Source organism: Streptomyces lunaelactis, from assembly GCF_003054555.1.
Classification (GTDB): Bacteria; Actinomycetota; Actinomycetes; order Streptomycetales; family Streptomycetaceae; genus Streptomyces; species Streptomyces lunaelactis.
The window spans coordinates 6,737,012-6,761,010 of sequence record NZ_CP026304.1; the positions used below are offsets into that span (position 1 = coordinate 6,737,012).

A 23,999-nucleotide genomic window follows, 5' to 3' on the forward strand; every position below is an offset into this window, starting at 1 on the left:
GGAATGTTGGCGGAATGAGTACCTCCGGGCCACGATGCACCCCATGAAGAGCGATCTTTTTGCCTCCGAGAACATGGCCCAGCCGGCCACCGTGCCCGGTATGAGCCTCCAGAACGCCAAGTCGATCAAGTACGCCGTCAACGGCGAGATGCACGCGCGACAGGGATCGATGATCGCCTTCCGCGGCAACCTCCAGTTCGAGCGCAAGGGCCAGGGCATTGGCGGCATGCTCAAGAGGGCCGTCACCGGAGAGGGCCTGCCGCTGATGGCGGTCCGTGGCCAGGGCGAGGCCTGGTTCGCGCACGAGGCCGCGAACTGCTTCATCGTCGACATAGAGCAGGGCGACGCGCTCACCGTCAACGGCCGCAATGTCCTCTGCTTCGACGCGACCCTCTCCTACGAGATCAAGACGGTGAAGGGCGCCGGCATGAGCGGCGGCGGCCTCTTCAACAGCCTCTTCACGGGCTACGGGAAGCTCGCCGTGATCTGCGAGGGCAACCCCATCGTGATTCCCGTCACCGGTCAGCAGCCCGTGTACGTGGACACGGACGCGGTCGTCGGCTGGAGCGCCCAGCTCAACACCTCGCTGCACCGCTCGCAGTCCGTCGGCTCGATGATCCGCGGCGGTTCCGGCGAGGCCGTCCAGCTGATGCTCCAGGGCGAGGGATTCGTGATCGTACGGCCCAGCGAGCTCACCCCGCACAAGGCATCGGCCAACTGACGCCGCCGGCGGTGGTCTGCGCAGTCAGCGCGCACCGGGGTGGGTACGGCGAGAGATAAAGTCGTACGTATGGACGAGTCGTACTGCGAGACGCCGGCCCCCGCGCCCATGGCGGCCGGCGGCCCTCCCTTTGCCGACTGTGTGCTGTGCCGGAAGCCGACGGAGTACCCGGAGTCGGTCAAGGGCGCGACGCTCTGCCCGGTCTGCGAGTGGCAGGAGGCCCAGCGCACGGCCTGCTCTGGCTAGGCCGTGTCTTTCGGATCCTGCCGGGCTCGCGTGCCCTGCCCGCGCATGAGGTCCGAGACCTTCACGAAGCGGTAGCCGCGCCGGCGCAGCTCCGGGACGATCCTCCGGATCGCCTGTTCCGTGACCGGGGCGGCGCTGCGCGTGCAGTGCATCACCACCACGGACCCGGGCTTCACGCCCGCGAGCACCTGCTCGGCGACGGCGTCCGCGTCCGTGGCGAAGGCATCTCCGCTGACCACGTCCCACTGGACCGCGGTCACCTTCGCCGGGGCGATGGCCCGCAGGGCGTCGTCGTTGTAACAGCCGCCGGGGAAGCGGAAGTACGGCACCACATTGCGCGCCCCGGCCTTCTTGAACGCGGCGAAGGCCCGGTCCACATCGGCGCGCATGGCGCTCTTCCCGACCACCGGCAGGCCGTAACAGGGCGACTTGAAGGCGTAGTGGCTGTAGGAGTGATTGGCGATCTCGAAGGTGGGGTCATTGCCGATGGCCTTCGCCTGGTCCGGGTACTCCTCGGCCCAGCGGCCCGTCATGAAGACCGTCGAGGGGATGTTCAGCTTCCGCAGTGAGGCGATCAGGGCGGGGTTGTCGAAGCGCTCACCGCGGGCCGCCCTGGGTCCCTGATCGGCTGTCATATCGGCGTCGAAGGTGAGCGCGACGGTCTTCGCCGCCGACCCGCTCCCGCGTTCGAAGACGGGTGCCAGCCCGCCGGGCCCGGGTGCGACGGTGGGGGCCTCTCGCTCGAGCGCTTCTGGCGCGAGCGGGGCGGTGCCGCCGCGGGAGGGCTTGCCCGCGCCGCTGTCGCTGCCGCAGCCGACGAGTGCGGCGCCCATGACGGTAACGGCTGTCAATCTCCGTACAAAAGTGGTCATCGATGGAAACTATACGATCAGTCGGACAATAGACGTGCAAACCGCTCCCGCGTCAGGGTGCCTCACGGTCAGTCAGAAGACTTCTTCCGCGCCGTGGATGAGTACAACTCCCGCCCCATCCGTATCAAGGGTCGGACGCGTCCCCCGGTTTCCGTCGGCAACCGGACTCCGTACCCCCAACAGGAGGCGACGAGTTGAGTCACAGGCGAATACCCAAGCGGAAGGCCGTTCTCGCGGGAGCCGGGGCGGTGGGCATCGCCGCGGCGGCCATGCTGCTGCCCCACGCCAACGCTTCACAGTCCGGGGCCGATTCGCGGTCGGCGCCCAGGACGATGAGCGCCGCGTCGGCGGCGGATCTCGTCTCGCAGCTGGGCCCGAAGCTCGGCGAGGCGTACGGCGGCGCGTACTACGACGCCGAGAAGCAGCAGGTCATCGTCAACGTCGTCGGCGACAGCAACAACGTGATCGGCCAGGTCAACGAGGCCGGAGCGGTGGCGAAGGAGGTCGAGAACAGCTCGACCGAACTGAAGTCCGCCGCGAGCACGCTGGCCCAGAAGGCCACCATTCCGGGTACGGCGTGGGCCGTCGACCCGAGGAACAACCAGATCCTGGTCACGGCGGACCGTACGGTCGCCGGTGCGAAGTGGGACAAACTCGAATCGGCCGTGAAGTCACTCGGTTCGGGCGTGGCCCGGATCCAGAAGTCCGCGGGTGAGTTCAAGCCCTTCGTCTCGGGCGGCGACGCCATCTTCGGCGGCGGCTCGCGCTGTTCGCTCGGCTTCAATGTGACCACCCAGGACGGCCAGTCCGGCTTCCTGACCGCGGGGCACTGCGGTGTCGCCGCCGAGCAGTGGTCGGCGGAGCAGAACGGCGCGCCCATCGGTACGGTCCAGGCGGCGACGTTCCCGGGCGACGGCGACTTCGCGCTCGTCACGTACGACGACCCGGCGACGGACGCCCCGAGCGAGGTCAACGTCGGCGGCGGACAGACCGTGCCGATCACGCAGGCCGCCGATGCGGCGGTCGGCCAGGAGGTGTTCCGCATGGGGAGCACCACCGGGCTGAAGGACGGCCAGGTCACCGGGCTCAACGCCACCGTGAACTACCCCGAGGGCACCGTCAGCGGTCTCATCCAGACCGATGTGTGTGCCGAGCCGGGCGACAGCGGCGGCTCCCTCTTCACCCAGGACGGCAGCGCGATCGGCCTCACCTCGGGCGGCAGCGGTGACTGCACCGCGGGTGGCGAGACGTTCTTCCAGCCCGTGACGACGGCGCTGGCCGCGGTGGGCGCCCAGATCGGCGACGGCGCCGGACAGGACGACGGCGGTCAGGATGCCGGCAACGGCGACGCCGGTGAGGGTGCCGGGGCGGATGGCAACGGCGACGGCGCGGCGGACGACGGCAGCGGCCAGAACGCCGGCTGACACCCACGGGAAGTGGCCCCGGGCATCGGCGGATGCTCGGGGCCGTACTCCCTCGCTCCTCCGCCCGCGTTACTCCTCCGTTTGCGCGCAGTCGGCGGCAGAGCTGTCGAGCTCGGCCGTGTCGAGGTGCGCGGTCAGAGCGTCGAGGCCCGCGCGCAGGTCGCGGATCTGCTGCAGGGACAAACCGGTGGCCGTCGCGATCTTCCGCGGCACGTCCAGCGCCTGCTCGCGCAGCGCGGCGCCCGCCTCGGTGGGCCGGGCGGTGACGGAGCGCTCGTCCTGCGGGCTGCGCCTGCGCTCCACGTATCCCGCCGACTCCAGGCGCTTGAGCAGGGGCGACAGAGTGCCCGAGTCCAGCCGCAGATGGTCACCGATCCGCTTGACCGGCAGCTCGCCGTGTTCCCAGAGGACCAGCATCACCAGGTACTGCGGGTAGGTGAGGCCCAGGTCCTTCAGCGCCGTCCGGTAGACGCCGTTGAAGGCGCGGGAGGCGGCGTGCAGCGAGAAGCAGATCTGGTGGTCGAGGCGGAGGAAATCCTCGTCCGGCACGGTCGTCAGCGTCGTCTTCTCCATGCAACCAGGGTATACCTCGCATCATCTAGTTGTGCACAACTGAATTGCGTGCCATAGTTCTGCCATCGGTTCCCACGGACGAAGAGGGATGCAACTCATGGACGCGCTCTACACCGCTGTCGCCACCGCCAACGGCCGCGAAGGCCGTGCGGTCAGCTCCGACGGCCACATCGACCTGCCGCTCGCCTTCCCCCAGGTGATGGGCGGCAACGGACAGGGAACCAACCCCGAGCAGCTCTTCGCCGCCGGGTACGCCGCCTGTTTCGCCAGTGCGATGGGTGCCATCGGCCGCCAGGAGAAGATCGACGTCAAGGACGTCTCGGTGACCGCCGAGGTCAGCATCGGCAAGGACACCGACGGCGGCTTCGGCCTCTCCGTGGTGATGCGCGTCGAGCTCCCGGACCACCTCCAGGGCGAGCCGGGCAACGCCCTCCTCAAGAAGACCCACGCCTACTGCCCGTACTCCAAGGCCACCCGGGGCAACATCCCGGTCGAGCTCGTCATCGAGTAGTCGGTCGGGGCGTGGCGGGCCCCGCAGGTCAGGGCAACTCCCCGTCCGCGGCACAGAGTTGTGGCCCGCACGTACGCGTCACGCAGACCGGTGACGCGGAAACCATGCGGGCCACTTGTCTCTAGGCGAGCGAGGCGGTGAGCGTGATCGTCGTACCCGTCAGAGCCTGGCTCACCGGGCAGTTCTTCTTGGCGTCCTCGGCGGCCGCGACGAACGCGTCCTCGTCGAGACCCGGGACCTCGCCCACCACGGTGATGTGGATACCCGTGATGCCCTCACCGGGCTGGAAGGTCACATCGGCCTTGGTCTCCAGCCGGGTGGGCGGTGTGCCGGCGCCGGCCAGACCGTGCGAAAAGGCCATGGAGAAGCAGCTGGAGTGGGCGGCCGCGATGAGCTCCTCCGGGCTGGTCTTGCCATTGGCCTGCTCGGTGCGGGCCGGCCAGCTGACGGCGTAGCTGCCGATGCCGGACGAGTCGAGGGTGACCGTGCCCGACCCCTTCAGCAGATCGCCTTCCCAGACCGTGTGCGCCGTACGCGTGGCTGCCATGATGTTTCCCTTCTGGTGGCTGAGGGGGATTTCAGCCCCCCGAGCCGCAAACCTACTGCCCCACAAGCCCCTTCGCGTCCCGAGCCAGTGCGGTGAGCCGGGAGATCGCCCGGAAGTATTTCTTCCGGTAGCCGCCGTTCAGCATCTCTTCGCTGAACAGCCGGTCGAAGGGCATGCCCGAGGCGAGCACCGGTACTTCACGGTCGTACAGCCGGTCGGCGAGTACGACCAGCCGCAGCGCCGTCGACTGGTCGGGAATGGGCTGGACATCGGTGAGGCAGACGGCGCGCAGACCGTCGGTGAGTGCCCCGTACCGGCTCGGGTGCACCTTCGCGAGATGCTCGAGCAGCCGCGGGAAAGCGTCGAGGGACGCGCCGTCGGTGGCGTACGCGGCCTTGGCGACCTGCTCGTCGGAGTACGGGGGAGGGGCCTCGGGCAGCCCGCGGTGGCGGTAGTCCTCGCCGTCGATCCGCAGCGGGCGGAAGCGCGCCGACAGCCCCTGGATCTCACGGAGGAAGTCGGCCGCGGCGAACCGGCCCTCGCCGAGCTTGCCGGGCAGTGTGTTGGAGGTGGCCGCGAGCGCGACGCCCGCGTCGACGAGCTTTCCGAGCAGGGTCGATACGAGGACGGTGTCGCCCGGGTCGTCCAGTTCGAACTCGTCGATGCAGAGCAGCCGGTGTCCGCCGAGCGTCTGGACGGTCTGCTGGAAGCCGAGGGCGCCCACCAGATTTGTCAGCTCCACGAAGGTGCCGAAGGCCTTGAGGGAGGGTTCCGCGGGGGTGGCGTGCCAGAGGGAGGCCAGCAGGTGGGTCTTGCCGACGCCGTAGCCGCCGTCGAGATAGACGCCGCGCGGTCCGGTGGGGGCCGCGGGCTTCTTGCTGAACCACTTGCGCCTGCCGGCGCCGCTCGCGTGCGCCCCGCCGAGGCCCGCCGCGAACGAGCCGAGGACCTTGACCGCCTCGATCTGGCTGGGCTGGTTCGGGTCGGGGACGTACGTGTCGAAGCGGACCGCGTCGAAGCGCGGCGGCGGCACCATCTCCGCGACCAGCCGCTCGGCGGGGACGCGTGGCTCGCGGGCGCACAGGGACAGGGGGGCCGCTTGGGTTATGGGGCTTGTCGACACAGTTCTTTACTCTAAGCGCCGTGCCAGACTGCACAGCATGCGACGCCTGTTCCCTGTGACCGACCCGACAGCAGCCGAGGATCGCGAGTGGTCCCTGGACGAGCTGGCGGATGCCTATGGGTATCCGGACGGGGGCGGACCCTGGCTGCGAGCGAACATGGTCTCCTCGCTGGACGGTGCGGCTCAGCACGAGGGCCGCTCGCAGCCGATCTCCTCCGACACGGACATGCGGATCTTCGGCACTCTGCGGGGCCTTGCCGATGTGGTCCTGGTGGGCGCGGAAACGGTACGCCTGGAGGGGTACCGCCCCGCCCGCGCCCGCGAGGTCTTCGCCGGGCGGCGGGCCGCCGCCGGCCAGGGCCCCGCGCCCGCGATCGCCGTGGTCAGCGCCTCGCTCGAGCTGGACTTCTCCCTCCCGCTGTTCGCCGCGCCGCTCGTGCCGACGCTGGTACTGACGGGGGCCGCGGCGCCCGCGGACCGTATCCGTGCGGCGGAGAAGGCGGGCGCGGAGGTGATCATCGCCGGGGACGGCCCCGGCGTGGACCCGGCGAGAGCGGTGCGGGCGCTGGCGGAGCGTGGCCTGGTGCGGCTGCTCACCGAGGGCGGGCCACGGCTGCTGGGCCAGTTCGTGGCGGCCGGGGTGCTGGACGAGCTGTGTCTGACCGTGTCGCCGACGCTGACGGCGGGGGACGCACAGCGGATCGCGGGCGGACCGGCCCTGGCCGTTCCGGAGAGGTTCGCCCTGGCGTCGCTGCTGGAGGAGGCGGGGTTCCTCTTCACCCGCTACCGTCGCATCTGACAATGAGCGGAATTTGTCGTTCCGGTTAGCCCCGGCCGGGCACACTTATCTCGCAGACCCCGTGTGGGCACGGGGAAGGATGGTTTCCGCAGAAGGGCTCCTGACGTGTACACGAGCGTATTGATGATCGAGAAGCCCCTGACCTCCGAGGACGTGGAATTCGTCACCACCCTGCACGGAGACGAGACGATGTCCTTCATCGTGCTCATGCAGCCCCGGGGTGATCAGGCCGATCTGCTGCTGCGCGCCATCGACGACGTGGCGCTCGGCGAGCTCAAGGAAGCCGCCCGCGAGAGCGAGGAGCCCGAGGGGCGCGACGCGAAAGGCCCCGCCGAGCTGGCTCTGGCCCACTCGGTCAAGGTCCTGCGCGAGTCGGGCAGCGAGGCGGTGGGCCAGGTCGTCGAGGACCATCCGCTGGACAGGCTGAAGTCCGTGGTGGAGGAGTCGGGCGCCGACGAGGTGATCGTGCTGACCGCTCCGCACTACGTGGAGGAGTTCTTCCACCGCGACTGGGCGTCCAGGGCCCGCCACAAGGTCGGTGTCCCGGTGCTCAAGCTCTTCGCGCACAGCGAATAGGCTGGGCCCTCGCACGCAGCAGTCGGCTCAGCACTACTCGTACATCTTGGGGAGACACACGCATGGCACCCGCCATCCCTAGCGCCATGGAACGCCCGCACTTCATCGGCATCGGCGGCGCCGGAATGTCGGGCATCGCGAAGATCCTCGCCCAGCGCGGCGCGAAGGTCGCGGGCAGTGACGCGAAGGAGTCCGCGACGGCGGAGTCCCTGCGCGAGCTCGGCGCCACCGTCCACATCGGGCACGCGGCCGAGCACCTGGCTTCCGACGCCAGCTGTGTCGTGGTCTCCAGCGCGATCCGCGCCGACAACCCGGAGCTGGCGCGCGCCGCCGAGCTGTCGGTCCCGGTCGTCCATCGCTCCGACGCGCTCGCCTCCCTGATGACCGGCCTGCGCTCGATCGCGGTCGCCGGTACGCACGGCAAGACCACCACCACCTCCATGCTGGCCGTGGCCCTGACCGAGCTGGGGCTCGACCCCTCGTACGCGATCGGCGGCGACCTCGAAGGACCGGGGACGAACGCCCGGCACGGCGCCGGCGAGATCTTCGTCGCCGAGGCCGACGAGAGCGACCGAAGCTTCCAGAAGTACGACCCCGAGGTCGCGATCGTCCTCAACGTGGAGCTCGACCACCACGCCAACTACGCCTCGATGGACGAGATCTACGATTCCTTCGAGACCTTCGTCGGCAAGGTCGTCCCCGGCGGCACGCTGGTGATCTCCGCGGACCAGCCCGGCGCGATCGAGCTCACCTCGCGCGTACGCGACCTGTCCACGCTGAAGGTCGTCACCTACGGCGAGTCCTCGTCCGCCGATGTGCGCGTTCACAAGGTCACCCCGCGCGGCCTCACCAGCGAGGTGACGGTCCTGCTGAACGGCAAGTTCCTCACCTTCACGGTCTCGGTCCCCGGCCGCCACTACGCGCACAACGCCGTGGCCGCCCTCGCCGCGGGCGTCGCGCTGGGCATCCCCGCGCACAACCTCGCCTCCGCGATCGGCAAGTACACGGGCGTCAAGCGCCGCCTCCAGCTCAAGGGCGAGGCCGCGGGCGTCCAGGTCATCGACTCGTACGCGCACCACCCCACCGAGATGACCGCCGACCTCGAGGCCATGCGCGGCGCGGCGTCCGACGCTCGGCTCCTCGTCGTCTTCCAGCCGCACCTCTTCTCCCGCACCCAGGAGCTCGGTACGGAGATGGGCCAGGCGCTCGCCCTGGCCGACGCGTCGGTCGTCCTCGACATCTACCCGGCCCGCGAGGACCCGATCCCGGGCATCACGAGCGACCTGATCATCGAAGCGGCCCGGGCGGCGGGCGCGGATGTCACGGCTGTCAACGACAAGGCCACCGTCCCCGACGTCGTCGCGGGAATGGCGAAGCCCGGCGATCTCGTTCTGACTATGGGCGCGGGTGACGTGACGGACCTCGGTCCGGCCATCCTGGCCCGTCTGTCGAACTGAGGGAGCCGATTTCATGTCGTACGACGTCGACAAGCCCGACGAGCAGTGGCGCGCGGAGCTGTCCCCCGCGGAGTACCAGGTACTGCGCCAGGCCGGGACCGAGCCCGCCTTCGCCGGTGAGTACACGGACACCAGGACGGCGGGCGTGTACGCGTGCCGCGCGTGCGGCGCCGAGCTGTTCCGCTCCGACACGAAGTTCGAGTCGCACTGCGGCTGGCCGTCCTTCTACGACCCGAAGGACACGGACGCGGTCGAGCTGATCGAGGACCGCTCGCACGGGATGGCGCGCACGGAGGTCCGGTGCGCGCGGTGCGGATCGCATCTTGGGCATGTGTTCGAGGGCGAGGGGTATGCCACCCCGACGGACCAGCGGTACTGCATCAACTCGATCTCGCTGACGCTGGCGCCGGACGAGGGCTGAGCGAGGCGCCCCGCTGCCGTACACCCATGGCCCTCCCGGGCACGGGCGGGGATGGCTGCAGCCTCAGCTGCGGCCATCCCCGCCCTCCCCGTCAGGCGTTGGGGTCGAACGAGATGTTGGCGGGCTTGGCCTTCTCGAGGTGGTAGTTGAAGTTGCCGTCCTTGAGGCCGAAGACGGCACTGCCGAAATTGGCCTGGCTCAGCTTGTCGCGGAGGCCCGCGGGGTAGCCGTTCCAGCCGACCAGCCTGGGGAACTGCCACCCGTGGTAGTGGTTCTCCGGCGGCTCGTCGTTGGAGTTCGCGGGGCGGAAGGCGTGCGTGCTTATGCCGTCCTTGTGGTAGACGGTTTTGGGGTGCGTCCCGTCCCACCGGATCTGGTCACGGCCGTAGGTGTTGAAACTGCCGTGGGCGGAGGTGGAGACGTACTGGGCCTGGTTGTTCTGCACCCACACCACGACGTGCTCCCAGTCGTGGCGGTGTCCGCCGAGTCCGCTGCCCGCCACGGCCTGGTCCTTCTCGAAATAGAGGCCGTACATGATCGCGCACCAGCCGTTGTTGCACTTGGACCGTGCGTATCCGTTGGTGTTGTCGAGGTCCCATGAGTCGCGGCAACTGCCGTTGACGGCCCCGGTTGTCTTGAGGCCGGGGTTGATGGTCCCGTCGGGGCCGATGGCGGGAGTGGGGTAGCAGCCGTCCACGTCGTAGTCGTAGGCCGGCTGGAACGTCTGCTCCAGTCCGTCCGCATTGGCGGGCAGGGCGCTGGGAGGATCGGCGAGGGCGCTGCCCGGAAAGGCGACGACCAGCGCGATGGCGCTGCCGAGGATGAGCGAGACCTTGCGGATGCGCGAGCTCTTCTTCACTGCGTCCTCCTGATCGGCCGGGGCGTGGGGCCACACGGCCCGGTTGACATGCCCGGCTCAGCCTCGCCCAATCTCGTTGACGCGTTGAGCGTTGAGACGTGTCAGAGCGATGAAAGGTAGGCCAATACGGAGGAGCGGGGGCTGGTTCCTGACGGAGCCCCAGGGGGAGCAGGCGGCGTGGGCGCAGCGGTCAAGGTCAGGGCGGGCGCTGCGAGTTGACGTAGCGTCGGGCGGCCGCCGCGGGCCGAGGCGGAGCGGGAGGTCATGACGGCGAAGGCTCCGGCGTCACGTCCTCCTCGCCGATTTGACTGCCCGACTCGTAGATCGTGACCACCCCGCTGTGGATCACGTAACGGTACGGACCGTTGCGCGCCTCATAGCCGTCGGCCGTCTCCTCGGCGCCCATGACGATGCCCTTCTCGCGCCGGTCGCTGAACTCGCCGAAGTAGTACAGCTTTCCCGCGGTGGTCCGGCACAGAGTGATCTGCTTGTTGCCGGTACGGAACGCCTCGGCCAGCTCAGACCCGTCGCCCTGGGGGATTTCCGCAGCGATCCGCCCCGGGCACGGATCGGAGGTGGCCGCCGGGGTGGAGCCGTCACCGTCTCCGTCGGCGGAATCGAGTGCATTCCTGCATCCGTCCGAGAACAGGGTGAGCAGGACCGCCAGGACGACCAGCCCCAGGCATCCCTTGGCACAGCCGTTGGACTCCTTCGCCGGAGCGGGAGTGTAGGGGGTGTACGGGGAAGGCGGAGGCGTGTAGACGGGAGCGGGGGAGGGCGCGGGGGTCGGCGCGGCTGTGGGCGGTGTGTAGCCGGCAGTGGGCGTCGACGGGAAGAAGACGCCCTCGGCGGGAGTGCCGGGCGACGGCCGGGCCGTGCCGCGGGAACCTGTGGCGCTGGTCCGCCGCGTGCCGGATGAGCCTGTACGAGGAGTTGTCCCGGCGGTGGACGGCCGCGGTCGGGCGGTGCCGGGCGGGGTGGTGGTGCGCTTGGGCGTCGGCTTCCTGGGCGCCGCCTTCTTGGGAGCTGCCGTATCCACCGCGGGCTTCTTGGCCGTCGGCTTCTTCGCTGTCGCTGCTTTCCAGCCCGTGCCGCACACGATGCAGCTGAGGTCGGTGCGTGCGTTGTTGGTGTCGCATTTGGAACAGCGCCAGTCGGCCGCGGGCTTGGCGGCCGGCCGCTTCGGTCCGGACTTCGGGGGAGGCTTCGGCCCGGTCCTCGGCGGCGCGGCGCTCGGCGGGGTCTTCGGGGGGGACTTCGGGGTGCCCCCCGGCGCTGCGGAGTCGCGCGCGGGCGCGGTGCTGCGCCGGGTGCCGCCGCAGGCGATGCACGCCCGGTCCACGGGTTCGTTGAAGATGTCGCAGTCCGCGCAGCGCCAGTTCGGCGACGTGGCCACCCCGTTACTCCCTCTGCTTGTCTCAGTCCGTGTCCATGGCGATGCGTGTCAGCACATGGTGGAACAGCTCGTCGGACGCCGGACCGGCCGGGGCGGCGATCCAAGCAGCGGAATTCAGCGGTACCTGCTCCAGCACGGTGTCCTCGGCTGCTTCCTGCGCGTGTTCGGGCACACCGTGCCGATGCTGAAGCCACTCCGTGAAGATATGCGCCCCATCCGCATACCGGGCCGGGACGTCCACCCGGATCACCAGAAGGCCCGGCACCGGACGGTCCGAGTCACGGAACTGGAAGACCAGCTGGGCGCCGCCGTCCGGCCCCCGCTGCCTCAACGTGGCGGAGACACAGCGGTCCAACTCGGCCTCGAGCACCGAGAACCCGGGCCACACGAGCTCCAGCCGGTGATCCTGGTACGTCAGGCGGAAGTCGTCCCAACTGAGATTCACAGGCTGTTCGCGATCGTCTCGATGATCTCGTCCATCTCGAACTCCTCCAGCCCTTCGCCGGCTTTGGAGGCGAAGTGCAGCGTGAGATCCCACTCCTCGGCGATAGGGTCCGACCACGGTGCCTCCTCGGGAGCGAACAGAACCAGCCGCTTGGCGGACTGCTCCATGACCGCGGTCTGGCTGCGCGCGTAACCCCACTGCTCGAACAGGTCGTCGATGGTGCGCGGGATGCCCGCCGGGTATCCCTGGGCCGATGCGCCGACGGTGCCGAGCGGGTGGGCCGGGGCGTCGGTGAACATCACGATCACATGGCGCCTGCGGTCCAGCCCGGTCTCCCAGGGCGCGTTGATGGCCAGGGCGAGGGCCTCCAGGCCGGACTCGGGGATGTCACCGCCGCCGTCGGCGTCGATGCCGCCCAGGAACCGCTCGAAGTCGCCCGACTGACTGGGAAGTTGAAGGAATCCGGTCTGCTCGATGGCGCTTCCCGGGTCATCACCGAAGTCCCGGAAGGCGATGACCTTGACGCGCAGCTGGCTGATCGACTTGCCCTTTTTGCCCATGACGTCGTTGAGCCGGTCGTGGAACTGCAGAGCGCTCGACTTCACGCTGTCGAGGACCGGGTACATGCTGGCGGTCGCGTCGATGCACAGCACGATGTCGACGGCGTACTGCAGATTGCCCTGGTACTGCTCGATGTTGGCGTTCACGTGGTTCTCCTCGCGGTGTAGCGGGGCGGTGGCAGGGAGCCGCCGCGGCCCGGCGGAGTCAGCGGCGGCGGCCGCGGTCCCCGAGATTGATCCGTACACGGGACGGCTTCGGCGGCGCGGACTCGGCGGCGGCCGCCGGTTCACGGGCAGGCCCGGAAGCGGGCTCGTCGGTGGGCCTCGGCGCGGGCTCGGGACTGCGCGGCGGGGGCGGGCCGGCCTTCGTGGCCGGTGAGCTCTCGCCGCCCGGGCGCCCCCTGGAGGCCGGATTGGTCTTGATGCGGCTGGTGCGCGGCTTGCCGCCGGGACCCGGGCGCTCTCCCGTGGCCGCCTTCTCCTCCGGGAGCGATGTGCCCGGACGGCGATGCTGCAGTGCGCACACCTCCGGGTCGGCCAGCGCCTTCAGGAAGGTCGCCATCCTGGGGCGACTGCCCGGAGCCCGTGCGGTCATCGCGCGGAGCAGGCCAAGCATCGCGTCCGACAGGCGGGTGTTCAGCTGCAGGTGCTCACCCGCGTTCACGGCGTCGGCCGGTGAACCGAAGCGTGCGTCGAACCCCGGGAGCGCGCCCGTCAGATAGACATGAGTCATCAGGCCGAGCGCGAACACGTCCACCGCACACGTCAGATGCTCGGCCGTGACCGATTCGTCCCCCTGCATGTAGCGGCGCCACTCGGGTGCCCCGTATGCCGTGTCGCCCACAACGTCGGTGCGGCCCGGCGGACTTCCGGCGACGTACGAGTCGTCGAAGTCGATCAGCTTGGCCGTGTGGAAGGCAGCGCCGTCGCGCTTCTGAACGAGCACGTTGAGCGGCTTGAGGTCGCCGTGCACGATGTTGATGTCGTGCAGCTGCTTCAGACTCATACCGAGCGTTTTGAGCAGCACCGTCTTCGGGCGTGGCTCGAGCGCCTGCGGCTTCTCCAGGCTCGAGGTGTCGATCCGCTCCGTGACCTTGTAGTAGGTGCTGCCCTCGTGGAAGAAGTCGGTGGCGAGGACGAGATTGCCGCCGCCGCGGGCGTCCGGGCGCAGCCGCTCCATGATCGTGCGATGGCGGTCCTCGAACTCCCGCGCCAGCTCACGCCGGATGCGCAGGCTCGGGGTGTCCCTGGTGTCGTCGTCCCGCGGGCGCTTGGGCTCCAGGAACTGCTTGACGAAGTACTGTGCCCCGTCCCGCTCGGCGAACGCCCATATGCATTTGCCGCCGTTGGCGTTCGTGGGCTCACTGACGATGCGGTAGCCACCGATGACGGCCCCGTTCTTCATGCGCGCTCCTCGGGTGCGGGCGGCAGGCAGCTTTCGTAACCGGCGCGGTAGGCGTGCCAGATGTCCTCGTGCCAGGCGCGTGCGCGGGCCGCCGACTCCGGGGAACCGCTTTCGCCCGGGCGCCGCCCGCGGTCGTACCGTTCCCGCAGCTCGGCCATGCGGGCGGCGAACCGGCCCCGCAGTGCGCCGAAGCCCGAGTGGCCGATGGCCACGATGGCGAGGGAGGCGTCGTCCGCCGTGTAGCCCTGCACTTTCCGGCGCAGCAGATCCGCCCAGTCCCGCTCGTCGTGTGCTTCCTCGAGCGTCTGCAGCAGGATGCGCTCGAAGTCCGAAGGGGTCTGGACATAGCCGAACCAGCCGTCGGTCGCCACCACGAGGACGCACGGCAGCGGGAAGGACGCCAGCAGCTGGCTGTCGATGATGAAGTCACGGTCCGCGCAGACCAGGTTCGTCATCGGCGGGTCCGAGCGCAGCAATGCCAGTGCGTCGCTCTCCCGGGTGTGGTCGCGCGTGAGGACCTGCAGCCCGGACGCGGGGCTCAGAACGTACGCCCGTGAGTCGCCCGCCCACAGTGGCTGGAGTTCGAGCGAGTCACGGACGATCCGGTAGTGGACGGCCGCGAGGGTCGTGGGCAGCAGTCGGCGCATGGTGCCGCTGATCTTGCTGCGTCGCTGCGGTGACTTGGAGAGGAAGTACTCCACGTACGTGTGAAGGGACTCCGGTCCTGAGGGTTCACTGCCGGTCGCGACCTCGCGGAACCAGCAGTCGGTGGCAAGTCGCGCGACGCGGGCGCCCACCCAGGCTCCGGTGCGCGTCTCTCCGTTCGGAGCTTGCCACACGGGGGCGGCGCCGGATCCGCCGGAGCCGTCGAACACGGCGAGCAGCCCCTGCGCGGTCTCCATATGGTGGGCGACGAAGGGTTCCGCGTCCTCACCGCGTCCGGGCACCCGCTCGGTCCACACCGACAATCCCTGGTAACCCGGGTTGTCCTTGGTCCAGATCATCCGGGGAGGCGCGGCTCGGCCCGTGCCGGGGTCCCGTCGGTGCCGCCCTTCGGCCTGCCCTGCGACCGGCGGGTGCTGCGGCCGTGCCCCATCTGTTGGCGGCTCCCCCGTGGGGGCCGGAGCCGGCGGCACGGGGCCGCGCCCGCGCGGACCCTGCGCCTGGGGAGGGGGACCCGGAGCCGGTACCGGTGCTCCGGGAGCGGGCGAGCCCGTGTGCGCACCGGGCGGGTACGCGGGGGAGCGGGGCGCACCCGGCGGAACGCCCGGGGTCCGGTGGTGTCGCATGTCGTCGTGGTTCATCGCCCCTCCTCGTCGCGACCGGTGCCGGACGTTCCGCCGCGCGGACGCTTGGCGGTTCCGCGGATCCGGCTGACCCGTGCCCCCGGCCCGTCCGCGCCCCCCGGCCCGTCCGCGCCCCCCGGCCCGGACGGGCCGGGGGCACGGGACGGACCGGACTCGCCGTGCTCCGGCGGCAGCGGTTCGTCCGCCGGCGGGCCGCTGGTACCTGCCGGGCCGCGCCCGCGCGGGGAGTCCGGACCGCCGCGACCACCACTCGCGGGCTCGCGCGACGCGGCCCGCCCGTCCGGGCGCCGGTCACCGTCTCTGCGTATGCGGGATGTGCGGTCGCCGCCAGCACGACTTCCGCCGTCGTCGTACCGGTCGCGGACCACCTCGCCCAGGACCGGCTCGGACGCGTCCGAGCCCGCGGCGGGTTCGTCGTCTCCTCGGTCGGCCTCCAGCGCGCGGGGCATCGTGCCGCGAAGCCGGCCGCGGCGCGTCGCCGTGTCGAACAGGCCGTCCCCGTCACGGAGGACTTCGTCGAGGACGGCGCGTTCCAGCTCCGCCTGTTCGAAGGGCTCGCGGTCGGCGTCGCCGCGTTCCAGGATCATGCGCATGACCTCGCGGCGGACCTCCCGCTTCTCCGCCTCGCCCTTCTCGATCCAGGCGAGCGCCGCGCGCGCCCCCTCCTTCTCCATGATCTCGGCGATGAGTCCGTCGACGCCCTCTTCGCGGATCATGTCCAGGTGCCGCTTCCGGCGCATCCCGGCGAGCCTGGTCTCGCGCACGACGTCGCGGAACTCCCGCCCGCTGGCGGTGATTTCGTCCTCGTCGACGAGCAGTTCGATCTGTATGCCGCGCAGCCGCACGGCGTCGTCGCCGGTGAAGCCGGCCAGCGCCGAGTTCAGAGCCTGCTCGGCCTCGTGGAACTCCGCGATGTCGTAGTCGCGCGCGACACCGCGCAGGGTCTTGCGCAGAAATCCGTAGAGCGCCCCGCTCATGTCGCGGATGCCGCGCGAGACCACTCGTGCCGGGTCGGCCACCCGGCACACCAGGTCGACGCGGCTGCGGAAGGAGAACGTGGGATCACGGCTGAGCAGCGGGATGTCGAGGATCAGCCGATGCTCGGTCGTGTCGACGGTGAACACCTTGAGGTACGCGCCGAACCGGGACGAGGGGATCTCCTCGCCGCTGTGGATGGTCAGCGAGGGCCCGCTGTCCCGGACCAGGACCAGCGCGCGGCCGGGGGCCGGCGGGCGCAACGGGTTCATCAGCCGCCACCGGGCGAGTTCCTCGCTGCCGAGCACGGGGTCGTAGCTCTGCTCCTCCACGGTTCCCCTCTCCTTTCTGTGCTGGAGGACATGTCCTGCGGCTGTCCGGGGACAGCCGCAGGGGGACTCCCCGCCCTCCGCCGAGGGCCGGGTCGGGTGTTGTCCGGGCTCAGGTCCTGCGCTCCAGGAGACGGAGCAGTTCCTGTGCCCTGGCGGACGGGTTCTCACGGTCGCCGGCCCACTTCGCCAGCCACCACAGCAGCCGTTCGCGGTGCCGGCCGGGCCGGTGGGCGATGCCCACGAGCAGCGCTCCGATGGAATCGAGAGCGCCGGGGCACTTGTCCGCGTAGTCGTCGATCCATGCGCGCAGCGCTTCCAGCGCCGTGTCCTGGACCGGCCGCCGGGCCAGGGCCCGCGCCCACAGTTCCGCGAGCGGCTCCGCATGTCGCGGCAGCCCGCTCAGCAGCACCGGTGCGCCGGGTACGCCGGCTGGCCCACCGCCGTCCGGGCCGCCGGCCCGCTCCTCGTACGGCTGGGACACGGCGAACACGAACGCGGACAGCGACTTGACCACCATGGGGGACAGATCCTGTGGTTCGGACCAGTCCAGGTAGGCGTTCAGCAGCACACCCGCCTGCCCCTGGTGGACGAGGTGCACCCCGCCCCAGGCGACGGACGGCAGTGTGCCCCAGTCGTCCTCGCGGTCCAGCGCGTCGTGCAGCACCGCAACGGCCCGCTCGGGGGCGTCCCTGCCGAGGAGCCCGCCGACGGCGTTCGCCGCCGTGCCCGCGAGTCGCCGCTGGCCGGCCGAGGTGCCGCCGCGCGCCCATTCGTGCAGCAACTGCCAGACCGCCTCCGATGATTCGGGGCGGCTGCCCGCCACTCCGAGTGCGGTGGCCGCGCTCTGCCTGAGCGGCCAGGACGTGCTGCTCGCCCACGAAGTGAGGAAGCGGTGCACCGCGTAGTGGTGGTCGGCCCAGGCGATCACTCCGGCGGATACGGCGGCCCGGGCACGCACCTCGACATCGGCGTGGGTGAGCAGACGGCGCAGCCAGGCGAGGACGGAACGGCGGTGGCTGTCGAGCGTGCCCCAGGCGTAGGCCAGGATCACCTGGCCGAGGAGCGGGCTGCGGAAGCGGACGCGCGGGGGCCCCGTGGCAGCCGGCCCGTCGCCGAAGTCCAGCCGGATCCACTGCTGTTCATGACCGAGCCGGTCCCGGAAGCGCAGGTCGTACAGGGGCTCGTCGGGCGGGGTGAGAGCCGGCCACAGATCCACCGCCGCGTCGGCGACGGTCAGATAGCTGCACTCCTCCAGCACGGCCGACGCCAGGGCGAACGCGAGTGCTTCCGGTTCGCGGAACCGGTCGAACCAGCCGCGCACCTGCTCGCTCGGATCGCGCAACGCGGCGACGGCGGCGGCGACATCGCCGCCCGCGCGGATCACCTTGGCCAGGTCGGCGGCGTGCCGGGCCGCGGGCTGTTCGCGCAGTGCACCCACGGCTCCGGTGGATTCCAGCAGCGCCGACAGTTCTGCCCGGGTGCCGGGGTCACCGCCGTGGCCGAGGACCCGGCGTTCGACGATCGTCTGCGGATCGACCGGTGCGAGTTCGTGCCGGCCGACCGTGTCCCCGCCGGGTCCGGCCGCGGCCCTCGCGAGGTCGCGCCCCCCGACCAGGACGAGATGGCTGTCCGATGCCCGCAGGGCGGCGGCCACGGCGGCGAGCTGCCCCACCCCGCCGTCGGCTGCAGCCGTGCTGCGCAGCCGGGTTCCCGCCGCCGACCGGACGCCGAACGCCGCGGTGAACTCCCGTACACCCGCGGGCCCGTCCTCCAGAACGGCAAGATAGCCGCCGTTCTTCACGGGAGGCGTCCAGCCGGACTCCAGGATCACTGCGGGGGCGAGCAGCCGATGACAGCCGCCGTCGCCGGTCCCGCCGAGCGCCATGGCCTCGGCGAGCAGATTCACTCCGGTGGCCTCGCGTCCGCTGCCCGGCGCCCCGGTCAGTACCAGGATCCGGTGCTCGCGGAGGGCGTCCAGCGCGTCGTCGTACCCCTCGGGCTGGACGAACAGGTCAGTGTGCTCGGTGAGTTCGTTGGCGTCCACGGCCAGGACGGAGGTGCCGCCGCGCGCCCGCGTGCCGGTCGTTCGCCTGCCGTCCGTGTGGAACCCGCCGCCGAAACTGACCGAGTCGTTGAACAGAGCGAGTGTGCCGATCCGGGTGCCCGATGCGTCGGCGTTCAGACGCTGGGCGATGAGGTCGGCAATGGCGCCCGCGCGCAGTGACTCGGACCGTTCGTCCTCGTCCCGGCCGGCGCCCTGGGCAAGCGAACGCAGTGCATCCGACTCGCTGACCGGGCCGTCGTGCTCCTCGCCCGCGGGGCGCTGCTCGACCGGTGTTTCTCCGGTCTCCTTCGAGGCCTTGGGGTCTTTGGGAGCAGTCGAGTCCTCGACGGGCACGCCACCGGCGCGCTCGGGCGCGGCCTTGTCGGCGGGGGCCTTGCTTACTGGGGTTTCCTCGCTCATGACTTTCGGGTTTCCGGAGCGGAGGCGCCGTCGGCACTACGACCTTCACGGCGCGAGGACAGCGGGGCGGAGTGTCCTCACGACACGTTCCAGTCCCCCCGCACCTCGACCTTCTCGTTGAAGACCTGAGCGTTCTTGATCAACGCGGCGTTGACCTGGGCTCCGCCGCGGCCGCCCTGGGCCGCGACCGCCTCGTCGATCAGCCGCCGCATCTCTGTTTCGAAATCACGGTCGCGCAGCATGTGGGCGGCGAGCAGCCGCTCGAGGTCCTGGTGGGCGGTCTCGTCGTCCGGGGACTGCGCCACCCGGTCCATGGCACCCTCCGCCTCCGCGTCCCCGCGGAACCGGGCACGGATCCGATCGACGAGGCGCCCGGCGCTGCCCCAGCCCGATCGCCCTGCCTCCTGACCGACCGACTCCAAGGCCCCCTTGGCGACCAGCGCGACACCTGCAGCCGCAATGGCTGTCACCGGATCCATGATGTGCTCCCCCGAACTTCCCGCGCGTTCCGTGGCTTCCTGCGCAGTCAGATGAGCAAATTTAGGTGACCTGCGCCCTCGCTGAGGCACCTGCGGAAACGTTGGCCGAAAGCCGCTGGACCGCAGAATCCTTACATCAGCAGCTACTCCATGTACCGCTGCGTGACCGGGATTTCGGCGACCCACTGCTTCCGGCCAATGACGCGCCGGTACACGCTCCCGGCCGGTGATGCTCACGTTCGCGCTCCCGGCTGTGGATCCACAGGGTGAAAAATCGGCTGCGGCAGAGGATCGGGCCCGCCCACACTGGGCGGGCCCGATCCTCTTCTTCCGAGTTCGCCGAAGGAACACCACCGCGTGCAGGCTGCCGTCACCGTCACTCCCGCCCAGATACCCGAACTGCTGCTGGGGCTCGCCACCGTGCGGCCCGTGTTCCTGTGGGGGGCGCCCGGGATCGGGAAGTCCTCGCTCGTGCGGAGGTTCGCCGAATCGCTGGGCCTGGAGTGCGTCAGTCTGCTCGGGACGCAGCTCGCGCCCGAGGACCTGATCGGGGTGCCGCAGATCCGGGACGGACGGTCCGTGTTCTGCCCGCCCGAGGCCATCGCGCGGGACGAGCCGTACTGCCTCTTCCTCGACGAGCTCAACGCCGCCTCTCCGGACGTCCAGAAGGCGTTCTACTCGCTGATCCTGGACCGTCGGATCGGCTCCTACGAGCTGCCCGCCGGTTCGATCGTCATCGGTGCCGGGAACCGTGCCACGGACAACGCCCTCGCGCGTCCGATCGCGTCCGCGCTCGTCAACCGGCTCACGCACGTCCATCTGCGGGCATCGGCGGCGGACTGGCTGGTCTGGGCGGGCGAGCACGGCATCCACCCCTGGGTGACGGACTATCTCACTGACCGGCCCGACCACCTGTGGTCCCAGCCGCCCAAGACCGAGGAGCCGTTCTCCACACCCCGGTCCTGGCACATGCTGTCCGACGCCCTGCACTCCTTCGGTCCCGGCATCGACGAGACCACCCTGCGGGTGATCGTGCACGGCACCCTCACACCCGCGCACGCCGTGTCCTTCTGCGGCTACGCGAAAATCGTGCGCCACACCTTCGGCATCGAGGCGATCCTCAAGGGCGATGCCTCCTGGCCCACCCGGCTCGAGGACCGCGATCTGCTCTACTACCTCGCGGAGGCGTTCCGGGGGCGGCTGGTGAAGGAGCTCCCGCGCCAGAAGGAGCATGTCTCGCCGTCCATGCGGCAGACCGCCTACCGGGCCAAGGCGCTGCTCGTCCAGCTGGCCGAGATCTCCGTCGAGGTCGCGCAGACCGTCATCGCGGACGACGCCGACGGTCTGCCGGTGCTGCCCGCCTGGTTCCTCGTCGAGGCCGCACGCGACATGCCCCGGCTGGTCGAGGCCCGGCGATGAACATCACGTGGTACGCCACTGACCGGGACGCACCCCGGTGAGCGCCGCATCCAGGAAGAAGAGCAGGTCCGACCCCGCCACCGAGGCGTTCGCCGCCGGGCTCGCGCTGGTCAAGCGGAACCCGGCCTTCGCGGCCGTCGGCGCGCATTTCTGCCGCCAGGCCAAGTGCGCCGGAACGCCCGCCGGAGGACTGGCCGCCGTCGACTCCAACGGCACCGTCCACGTCCACCCCACCAAGCGTGTGGACCCGGCCGAGTGGGCCTGGACGATCGCCCACTGCATGCTGCACCTCGGCTTCGGTCACGTACCGGCCGCCAAGGACGACGTGCGCGAGCAGCCCGACCGGTTCGACCGCGCCGCCCGCTGCACCGTGGTCAACCGCTTCCTGCTCACCTTCCCGGCCGGCCGGGCACCCGACCACCTCCCCGAGACGTATCCCGGCGGCGACGAGGCCCAGCTCGCAGCCCGCTGGCGCCGCGACGGCATCCCCGCCGGCTACGAGCACTGCGGCACCGCGGGCGAACACCCCGACCAGGTGCTGAAGGGCTGGCGGGAGTGGAACACCGCCGTGCCCGACTGGGAGACGGCCTTCGCGCACGCGCTCACCCGCAGCGTGTCCGCCGCCATGGACGTCGCGGGCGGCCGTCGCGACCGGACCACCGGAGAGCGCATCGCGCAGCGGCCCTGGGACCGCGCCCTGAACTGGTTCGTCTCCTCGTACCCGCTGCTCGGCGGACTCGCAGCAGGTCTCACCGTCGTCGCCGACGCCGAACTCGCCCGCGTCCAGGACATCTCCGTCGCCGCCGTGAGCTCCGCCGCCGGGGAGATCTACATCAACCCGCTGCGCACCTTCACCGACGAGGAATGGCGGTTCATCCTCGCGCACGAGATGCTGCACGCCGCCCTGCGCCACGGTGAACGCTGCGGCGCCCGCGACCCGTTGTTGTTCAACGTCGCCGCCGACTTCGTCGTGAACGGCTGGCTCGTCGAGATGCGTGTCGGCGAGATGCCCGAAGGGCTGCTGTACGACCCGGACCTCAAGGACCTGTCGGTGGAGGAGGTCTACGACCGCATCGCCACCGACCTGCGCCGCCGTCGCCGGTTTGCGACCCTGCGCGGCAAGGGCGCCGGTGACATCCTCGGCGGGCCGCTGCCGCACCCGGCCGCCCGCCCGTACGCCGACCTGGACGACTTCTACCACCGCGGCCTGGCCCAGGGTTTCGACCTTCACCAGTACGGAGGACGCGGTCTGCTGCCCGCGGGGCTGATCCAGGAGATCAGGGCCCTGGCCCAGCCGCCCGTGCCGTGGGACGCGCGACTGGCCCGCTGGTTCGACGAGTACGTGCCCCGGCCCGAGCCCGTGCGGTCCTATGCCCGCCCGGCCAGGCGGCAGGCGTCCACGCCGGACATTCCCCGCGCCGGCCGGTACTTCCCCTCCGAGGAGACACCGCGCTGCACCTTCGGAGTCGTCCTCGACACCTCCGGCTCGATGAACAGCGCGCTCCTCGGCAAGGCACTCGGCGCCATCGCCTCGTACGCCGATGCCCGCGACGTACCGGCGGCACGCGTCGTGTTCTGCGACGCCGCGGCGTACGACGCCGGGTATCTGCCACCGGCCGAGATCGCCGGACGGGTACGGGTCCGCGGGCGCGGCGGGACCGTGCTGCAGCCCGGGATCGACCTGTTGCAGCGGGCCGGTGACTTCCCGCCCACCGCCCCGGTGCTCGTGATCACCGACGGCTGGTGCGACGTGCTGCGCGTACGGCGGGAGCACGCCTTCCTGATCCCGCAGGGCGGCTCTCTTCCGTTCACGCCCCGCGGCCCGGTCTTCCGGCTGACCTGAACACGGACGTCAGAGCACGCCGCCCGCCGCGTCGTGGAACACCTCCGGCCAGTAGCGGTAGTCGTCGGCGTCCTTCGCCGGCAGGCAGGCGACCGGGTCGACCGAGGCGAGCGCAGCGACCATGGTGTCGGCGAGCTGGTGGTAGAAGTCCTGCGTGAAGTCGTGCTCCTTCTCCATGTTCTGCTGACGGTTGTACATCCACACCGTGAACGCCAGTGTGGAGATGTCCGCGTTGACCGGCGTCGTCGTGCCGGCGCCGTACTCGTGGTACGAGAGGAGGCCCGTACGGCCGTCGATCACGACCTCGAAGTCGTGGACCAGACTGCCGAGACCGATCAGCCTGTCCCCGTCGGCCGGTGTCTCACGGGAAGCGTCGCCGTCCTCACGCGCATCGGCCTCCGCGAGAGTAAGCAGCAGGTATTCGTCGCGCCACAGGCCGAACATGAGCTCCTCCTTCGGGAGCCCGATGTCCGTCAGGAACCGCCGCGTCGGCTCATGTATCAGGGCCGCAGGCAGCTCCGACGGATCGATGCGGACGACCCCGTCGGCCCCGAACTCCTCTTCCAGCAGCCCCTTCGGCAGGTCCAGGCGCAGGCCCTGCCCGGGTCCGGCGACCAGTGCCATCGGCCGTATCAGCGCGGCTATGCGCCAGAAGGCGGGGATCGCGTGATCCCACTCGGCCGGGGCGCCCGCGCTGCCCCACCCGTGGTGGCCCCAGTCCCCTTCGGTGAAGACCGACATCAGCAGGGCCGACGCCTCCGCCACGACGTCGGCGCCGGTCCGCTCGGCCAGTCCGGCGAACCGGCCGCGCAGGGCGGTGAATTCGTCGACAGCCTCAAGGAAACGCGTCAGGGCGTCGAGCGACGGGGCGAGTGGGAACAGCTCGGCGTTGTGCGGGGACTTCTCGTACAGCCACATGCTGAACACGCGCCCCGTACCCCCGTCGAGTACGACCTCCTCCGCGTCGCCGTTCTCGACAATGAGGTGTCCGACGACGAGTAGATCCGCGATGTCCGCGTCGAGGTTCGCAGGGTCTGCCTCCTTGTCGACCAGATACTGCCGCACAGTCACCACCCGTGACTCGGCCAGCGGCCCGAACCGCAGCAGGCTGTGTGCGGCGGGCAGCCCGGCCCCGGTCAGACGGTGCCGCGTCGCCTCGTGCGTGATCGAAGGATGGAGCGCGTGCGTGGGCAGGGTGACGGTCGTCGCAGTCATGATTCCCCCGTGGTTCTCTGCGGTGATCTA

Annotated in this window: 24 protein-coding genes; 10 read left to right on the forward strand and 14 right to left on the reverse strand. The window is 70.5% G+C overall.

The window, feature by feature from the left end:
* Positions 1-43: 43 nt before the first annotated feature.
* Both SLUN_RS30885 and SLUN_RS40145 read left to right on the forward strand, forming a co-directional pair.
* Positions 44-721 carry an AIM24 family protein gene (locus tag SLUN_RS30885; protein ID WP_108153238.1) on the forward strand — a complete coding sequence of 226 codons (678 nt, stop codon included), beginning with the start codon at positions 44-46 and terminating at the stop codon, positions 719-721.
* 69 nt (positions 722-790) lie between these two features.
* Positions 791-967 (forward strand): hypothetical protein, encoded by a 177-nt coding sequence (locus SLUN_RS40145; RefSeq protein WP_170146625.1) that lies wholly within the window; start codon positions 791-793, stop codon positions 965-967.
* Here SLUN_RS40145 and SLUN_RS30890 read toward each other — a convergent pair.
* Positions 964-1,839: a polysaccharide deacetylase family protein gene (locus SLUN_RS30890; RefSeq protein WP_108153239.1), complete on the reverse strand. Its 876-nt coding sequence runs from the start codon at positions 1,837-1,839 to the stop codon at positions 964-966. The two genes, SLUN_RS40145 and SLUN_RS30890, sit on opposite strands and share 4 nt — an antisense overlap.
* Before the next feature lie 194 nt (positions 1,840-2,033).
* On the opposite strand from SLUN_RS30890, the gene SLUN_RS30895 reads away from it, so the two are divergent.
* Positions 2,034-3,263 carry a S1 family peptidase gene (locus tag SLUN_RS30895; RefSeq protein ID WP_108153240.1) on the forward strand — a complete coding sequence of 410 codons (1,230 nt, stop codon included), beginning with the start codon at positions 2,034-2,036 and terminating at the stop codon, positions 3,261-3,263.
* 69 nt (positions 3,264-3,332) lie between these two features.
* Here the strand turns inward: SLUN_RS30895 and SLUN_RS30900 are convergent, their stop codons facing one another.
* Positions 3,333-3,836: a MarR family winged helix-turn-helix transcriptional regulator gene (locus SLUN_RS30900; RefSeq protein ID WP_108153241.1), complete on the reverse strand. Its 504-nt coding sequence runs from the start codon at positions 3,834-3,836 to the stop codon at positions 3,333-3,335.
* Between the two features lie 97 nt (positions 3,837-3,933).
* Here SLUN_RS30900 and SLUN_RS30905 point away from each other — a divergent pair, with 97 nt between their 5' ends.
* Positions 3,934-4,347, forward strand: a complete 414-nt coding sequence (locus SLUN_RS30905; RefSeq protein WP_108153242.1) for an organic hydroperoxide resistance protein — start codon at positions 3,934-3,936, stop codon at positions 4,345-4,347.
* 121 nt (positions 4,348-4,468) lie between these two features.
* On the opposite strand, the gene SLUN_RS30910 is transcribed toward SLUN_RS30905, so the two are convergent.
* Entirely contained in the window at positions 4,469-4,894 is a 426-nt protein-coding gene (locus SLUN_RS30910; RefSeq protein WP_108153243.1) for an OsmC family protein, read from the reverse strand.
* A gap of 52 nt (positions 4,895-4,946) precedes the next feature.
* Positions 4,947-6,017 (reverse strand): cell division protein ZapE, encoded by a 1,071-nt coding sequence (gene zapE, locus SLUN_RS30915; protein ID WP_175313812.1) that lies wholly within the window; start codon positions 6,015-6,017, stop codon positions 4,947-4,949.
* Between the two features lie 37 nt (positions 6,018-6,054).
* Between zapE and SLUN_RS30920 the strand changes: the two genes are divergently transcribed.
* The 4 genes from SLUN_RS30920 (at position 6,055) to msrB (ending at position 9,270) form a co-directional block, all read left to right on the forward strand.
* Positions 6,055-6,816: a pyrimidine reductase family protein gene (locus tag SLUN_RS30920; RefSeq protein WP_108153244.1), complete on the forward strand. Its 762-nt coding sequence runs from the start codon at positions 6,055-6,057 to the stop codon at positions 6,814-6,816.
* A gap of 105 nt (positions 6,817-6,921) precedes the next feature.
* Entirely contained in the window at positions 6,922-7,392 is a 471-nt protein-coding gene (locus SLUN_RS30925) for an indole-3-glycerol phosphate synthase (RefSeq protein WP_108153245.1), read from the forward strand.
* Positions 7,393-7,454: 62 nt separating this feature from the next.
* Positions 7,455-8,849 (forward strand): UDP-N-acetylmuramate--L-alanine ligase, encoded by a 1,395-nt coding sequence (gene murC / locus SLUN_RS30930; RefSeq protein ID WP_108153246.1) that lies wholly within the window; start codon positions 7,455-7,457, stop codon positions 8,847-8,849.
* A gap of 13 nt (positions 8,850-8,862) precedes the next feature.
* Positions 8,863-9,270: a peptide-methionine (R)-S-oxide reductase MsrB gene (msrB, locus tag SLUN_RS30935; protein WP_108153247.1), complete on the forward strand. Its 408-nt coding sequence runs from the start codon at positions 8,863-8,865 to the stop codon at positions 9,268-9,270.
* A 91-nt stretch (positions 9,271-9,361) separates the two neighbouring features.
* Here msrB and SLUN_RS30940 read toward each other — a convergent pair whose 3' ends face one another.
* From SLUN_RS30940 to SLUN_RS30980, 9 genes are all read right to left on the reverse strand, one after another.
* Positions 9,362-10,129 carry an NPP1 family protein gene (locus SLUN_RS30940; RefSeq protein WP_108153248.1) on the reverse strand — a complete coding sequence of 256 codons (768 nt, stop codon included), beginning with the start codon at positions 10,127-10,129 and terminating at the stop codon, positions 9,362-9,364.
* A gap of 262 nt (positions 10,130-10,391) precedes the next feature.
* A complete protein-coding gene (locus SLUN_RS30945; RefSeq protein WP_108153249.1) occupies positions 10,392-11,525 on the reverse strand; it encodes a zinc finger protein in 1,134 nt (377 codons plus the stop codon).
* Between the two features lie 22 nt (positions 11,526-11,547).
* On the reverse strand, positions 11,548-11,970 hold the full coding sequence (locus SLUN_RS30950) for a hypothetical protein (protein ID WP_108153250.1): 423 nt from the start codon (positions 11,968-11,970) through the stop codon (positions 11,548-11,550).
* Positions 11,967-12,677: a vWA domain-containing protein gene (locus tag SLUN_RS30955; RefSeq protein ID WP_108153251.1), complete on the reverse strand. Its 711-nt coding sequence runs from the start codon at positions 12,675-12,677 to the stop codon at positions 11,967-11,969. The genes SLUN_RS30950 and SLUN_RS30955 overlap by 4 nt, the downstream gene beginning before the upstream one ends.
* 58 nt (positions 12,678-12,735) lie before the next feature.
* Positions 12,736-13,935 (reverse strand): protein kinase domain-containing protein, encoded by a 1,200-nt coding sequence (locus tag SLUN_RS30960; protein ID WP_108153252.1) that lies wholly within the window; start codon positions 13,933-13,935, stop codon positions 12,736-12,738.
* A complete protein-coding gene (locus SLUN_RS30965) occupies positions 13,932-14,939 on the reverse strand; it encodes a serine/threonine protein phosphatase (protein WP_217502925.1) in 1,008 nt (335 codons plus the stop codon). The genes SLUN_RS30960 and SLUN_RS30965 overlap by 4 nt, the downstream gene beginning before the upstream one ends.
* A gap of 296 nt (positions 14,940-15,235) precedes the next feature.
* A complete protein-coding gene (locus SLUN_RS30970) occupies positions 15,236-16,549 on the reverse strand; it encodes a hypothetical protein (protein ID WP_108153253.1) in 1,314 nt (437 codons plus the stop codon).
* A gap of 109 nt (positions 16,550-16,658) precedes the next feature.
* A complete protein-coding gene (locus tag SLUN_RS30975) occupies positions 16,659-19,013 on the reverse strand; it encodes a hypothetical protein (RefSeq protein WP_108153254.1) in 2,355 nt (784 codons plus the stop codon).
* A gap of 77 nt (positions 19,014-19,090) precedes the next feature.
* Entirely contained in the window at positions 19,091-19,492 is a 402-nt protein-coding gene (locus tag SLUN_RS30980) for a hypothetical protein (RefSeq protein WP_108153255.1), read from the reverse strand.
* Positions 19,493-19,849: 357 nt separating this feature from the next.
* On the opposite strand from SLUN_RS30980, the gene SLUN_RS30985 reads away from it, so the two are divergent.
* Positions 19,850-20,911 carry an ATP-binding protein gene (locus SLUN_RS30985; RefSeq protein ID WP_108153256.1) on the forward strand — a complete coding sequence of 354 codons (1,062 nt, stop codon included), beginning with the start codon at positions 19,850-19,852 and terminating at the stop codon, positions 20,909-20,911.
* A gap of 37 nt (positions 20,912-20,948) precedes the next feature.
* Positions 20,949-22,754, forward strand: coding sequence for a vWA domain-containing protein (locus SLUN_RS30990; protein ID WP_108153257.1), 1,806 nt, complete (start codon positions 20,949-20,951; stop codon positions 22,752-22,754).
* A 9-nt stretch (positions 22,755-22,763) separates the two neighbouring features.
* On the opposite strand, the gene SLUN_RS30995 is transcribed toward SLUN_RS30990, so the two are convergent.
* On the reverse strand, positions 22,764-23,969 hold the full coding sequence (locus SLUN_RS30995) for an SUKH-4 family immunity protein (protein WP_108153258.1): 1,206 nt from the start codon (positions 23,967-23,969) through the stop codon (positions 22,764-22,766).
* Positions 23,970-23,999: the final 30 nt, after the last annotated feature.

Excerpts from the sequence above, each read along its gene's own strand:
- SLUN_RS30885 (WP_108153238.1), top strand. The coding sequence starts at position 44 with ATGAAGAGCGATCTTTTTGCCTCCGAGAACATGGCCCAGCCGGCCACC.
- SLUN_RS40145 (WP_170146625.1), top strand. The coding sequence starts at position 791 with ATGGACGAGTCGTACTGCGAGACGCCGGCCCCCGCGCCCATGGCGGCC.
- SLUN_RS30890 (WP_108153239.1), bottom strand. The coding sequence starts at position 1,839 with ATGACCACTTTTGTACGGAGATTGACAGCCGTTACCGTCATGGGCGCC.
- SLUN_RS30900 (WP_108153241.1), bottom strand. The coding sequence starts at position 3,836 with ATGGAGAAGACGACGCTGACGACCGTGCCGGACGAGGATTTCCTCCGC.
- SLUN_RS30905 (WP_108153242.1), top strand. The coding sequence starts at position 3,934 with ATGGACGCGCTCTACACCGCTGTCGCCACCGCCAACGGCCGCGAAGGC.
- SLUN_RS30910 (WP_108153243.1), bottom strand. The coding sequence starts at position 4,894 with ATGGCAGCCACGCGTACGGCGCACACGGTCTGGGAAGGCGATCTGCTG.
- SLUN_RS30920 (WP_108153244.1), top strand. The coding sequence starts at position 6,055 with ATGCGACGCCTGTTCCCTGTGACCGACCCGACAGCAGCCGAGGATCGC.
- murC (WP_108153246.1), top strand. The coding sequence starts at position 7,455 with ATGGCACCCGCCATCCCTAGCGCCATGGAACGCCCGCACTTCATCGGC.
- msrB (WP_108153247.1), top strand. The coding sequence starts at position 8,863 with ATGTCGTACGACGTCGACAAGCCCGACGAGCAGTGGCGCGCGGAGCTG.
- SLUN_RS30960 (WP_108153252.1), bottom strand. The coding sequence starts at position 13,935 with ATGAAGAACGGGGCCGTCATCGGTGGCTACCGCATCGTCAGTGAGCCC.
- SLUN_RS30965 (WP_217502925.1), bottom strand. The coding sequence starts at position 14,939 with ATGATCTGGACCAAGGACAACCCGGGTTACCAGGGATTGTCGGTGTGG.
- SLUN_RS30975 (WP_108153254.1), bottom strand. The coding sequence starts at position 19,013 with ATGAGCGAGGAAACCCCAGTAAGCAAGGCCCCCGCCGACAAGGCCGCG.
- SLUN_RS30980 (WP_108153255.1), bottom strand. The coding sequence starts at position 19,492 with ATGGATCCGGTGACAGCCATTGCGGCTGCAGGTGTCGCGCTGGTCGCC.
- SLUN_RS30995 (WP_108153258.1), bottom strand. The coding sequence starts at position 23,969 with ATGACTGCGACGACCGTCACCCTGCCCACGCACGCGCTCCATCCTTCG.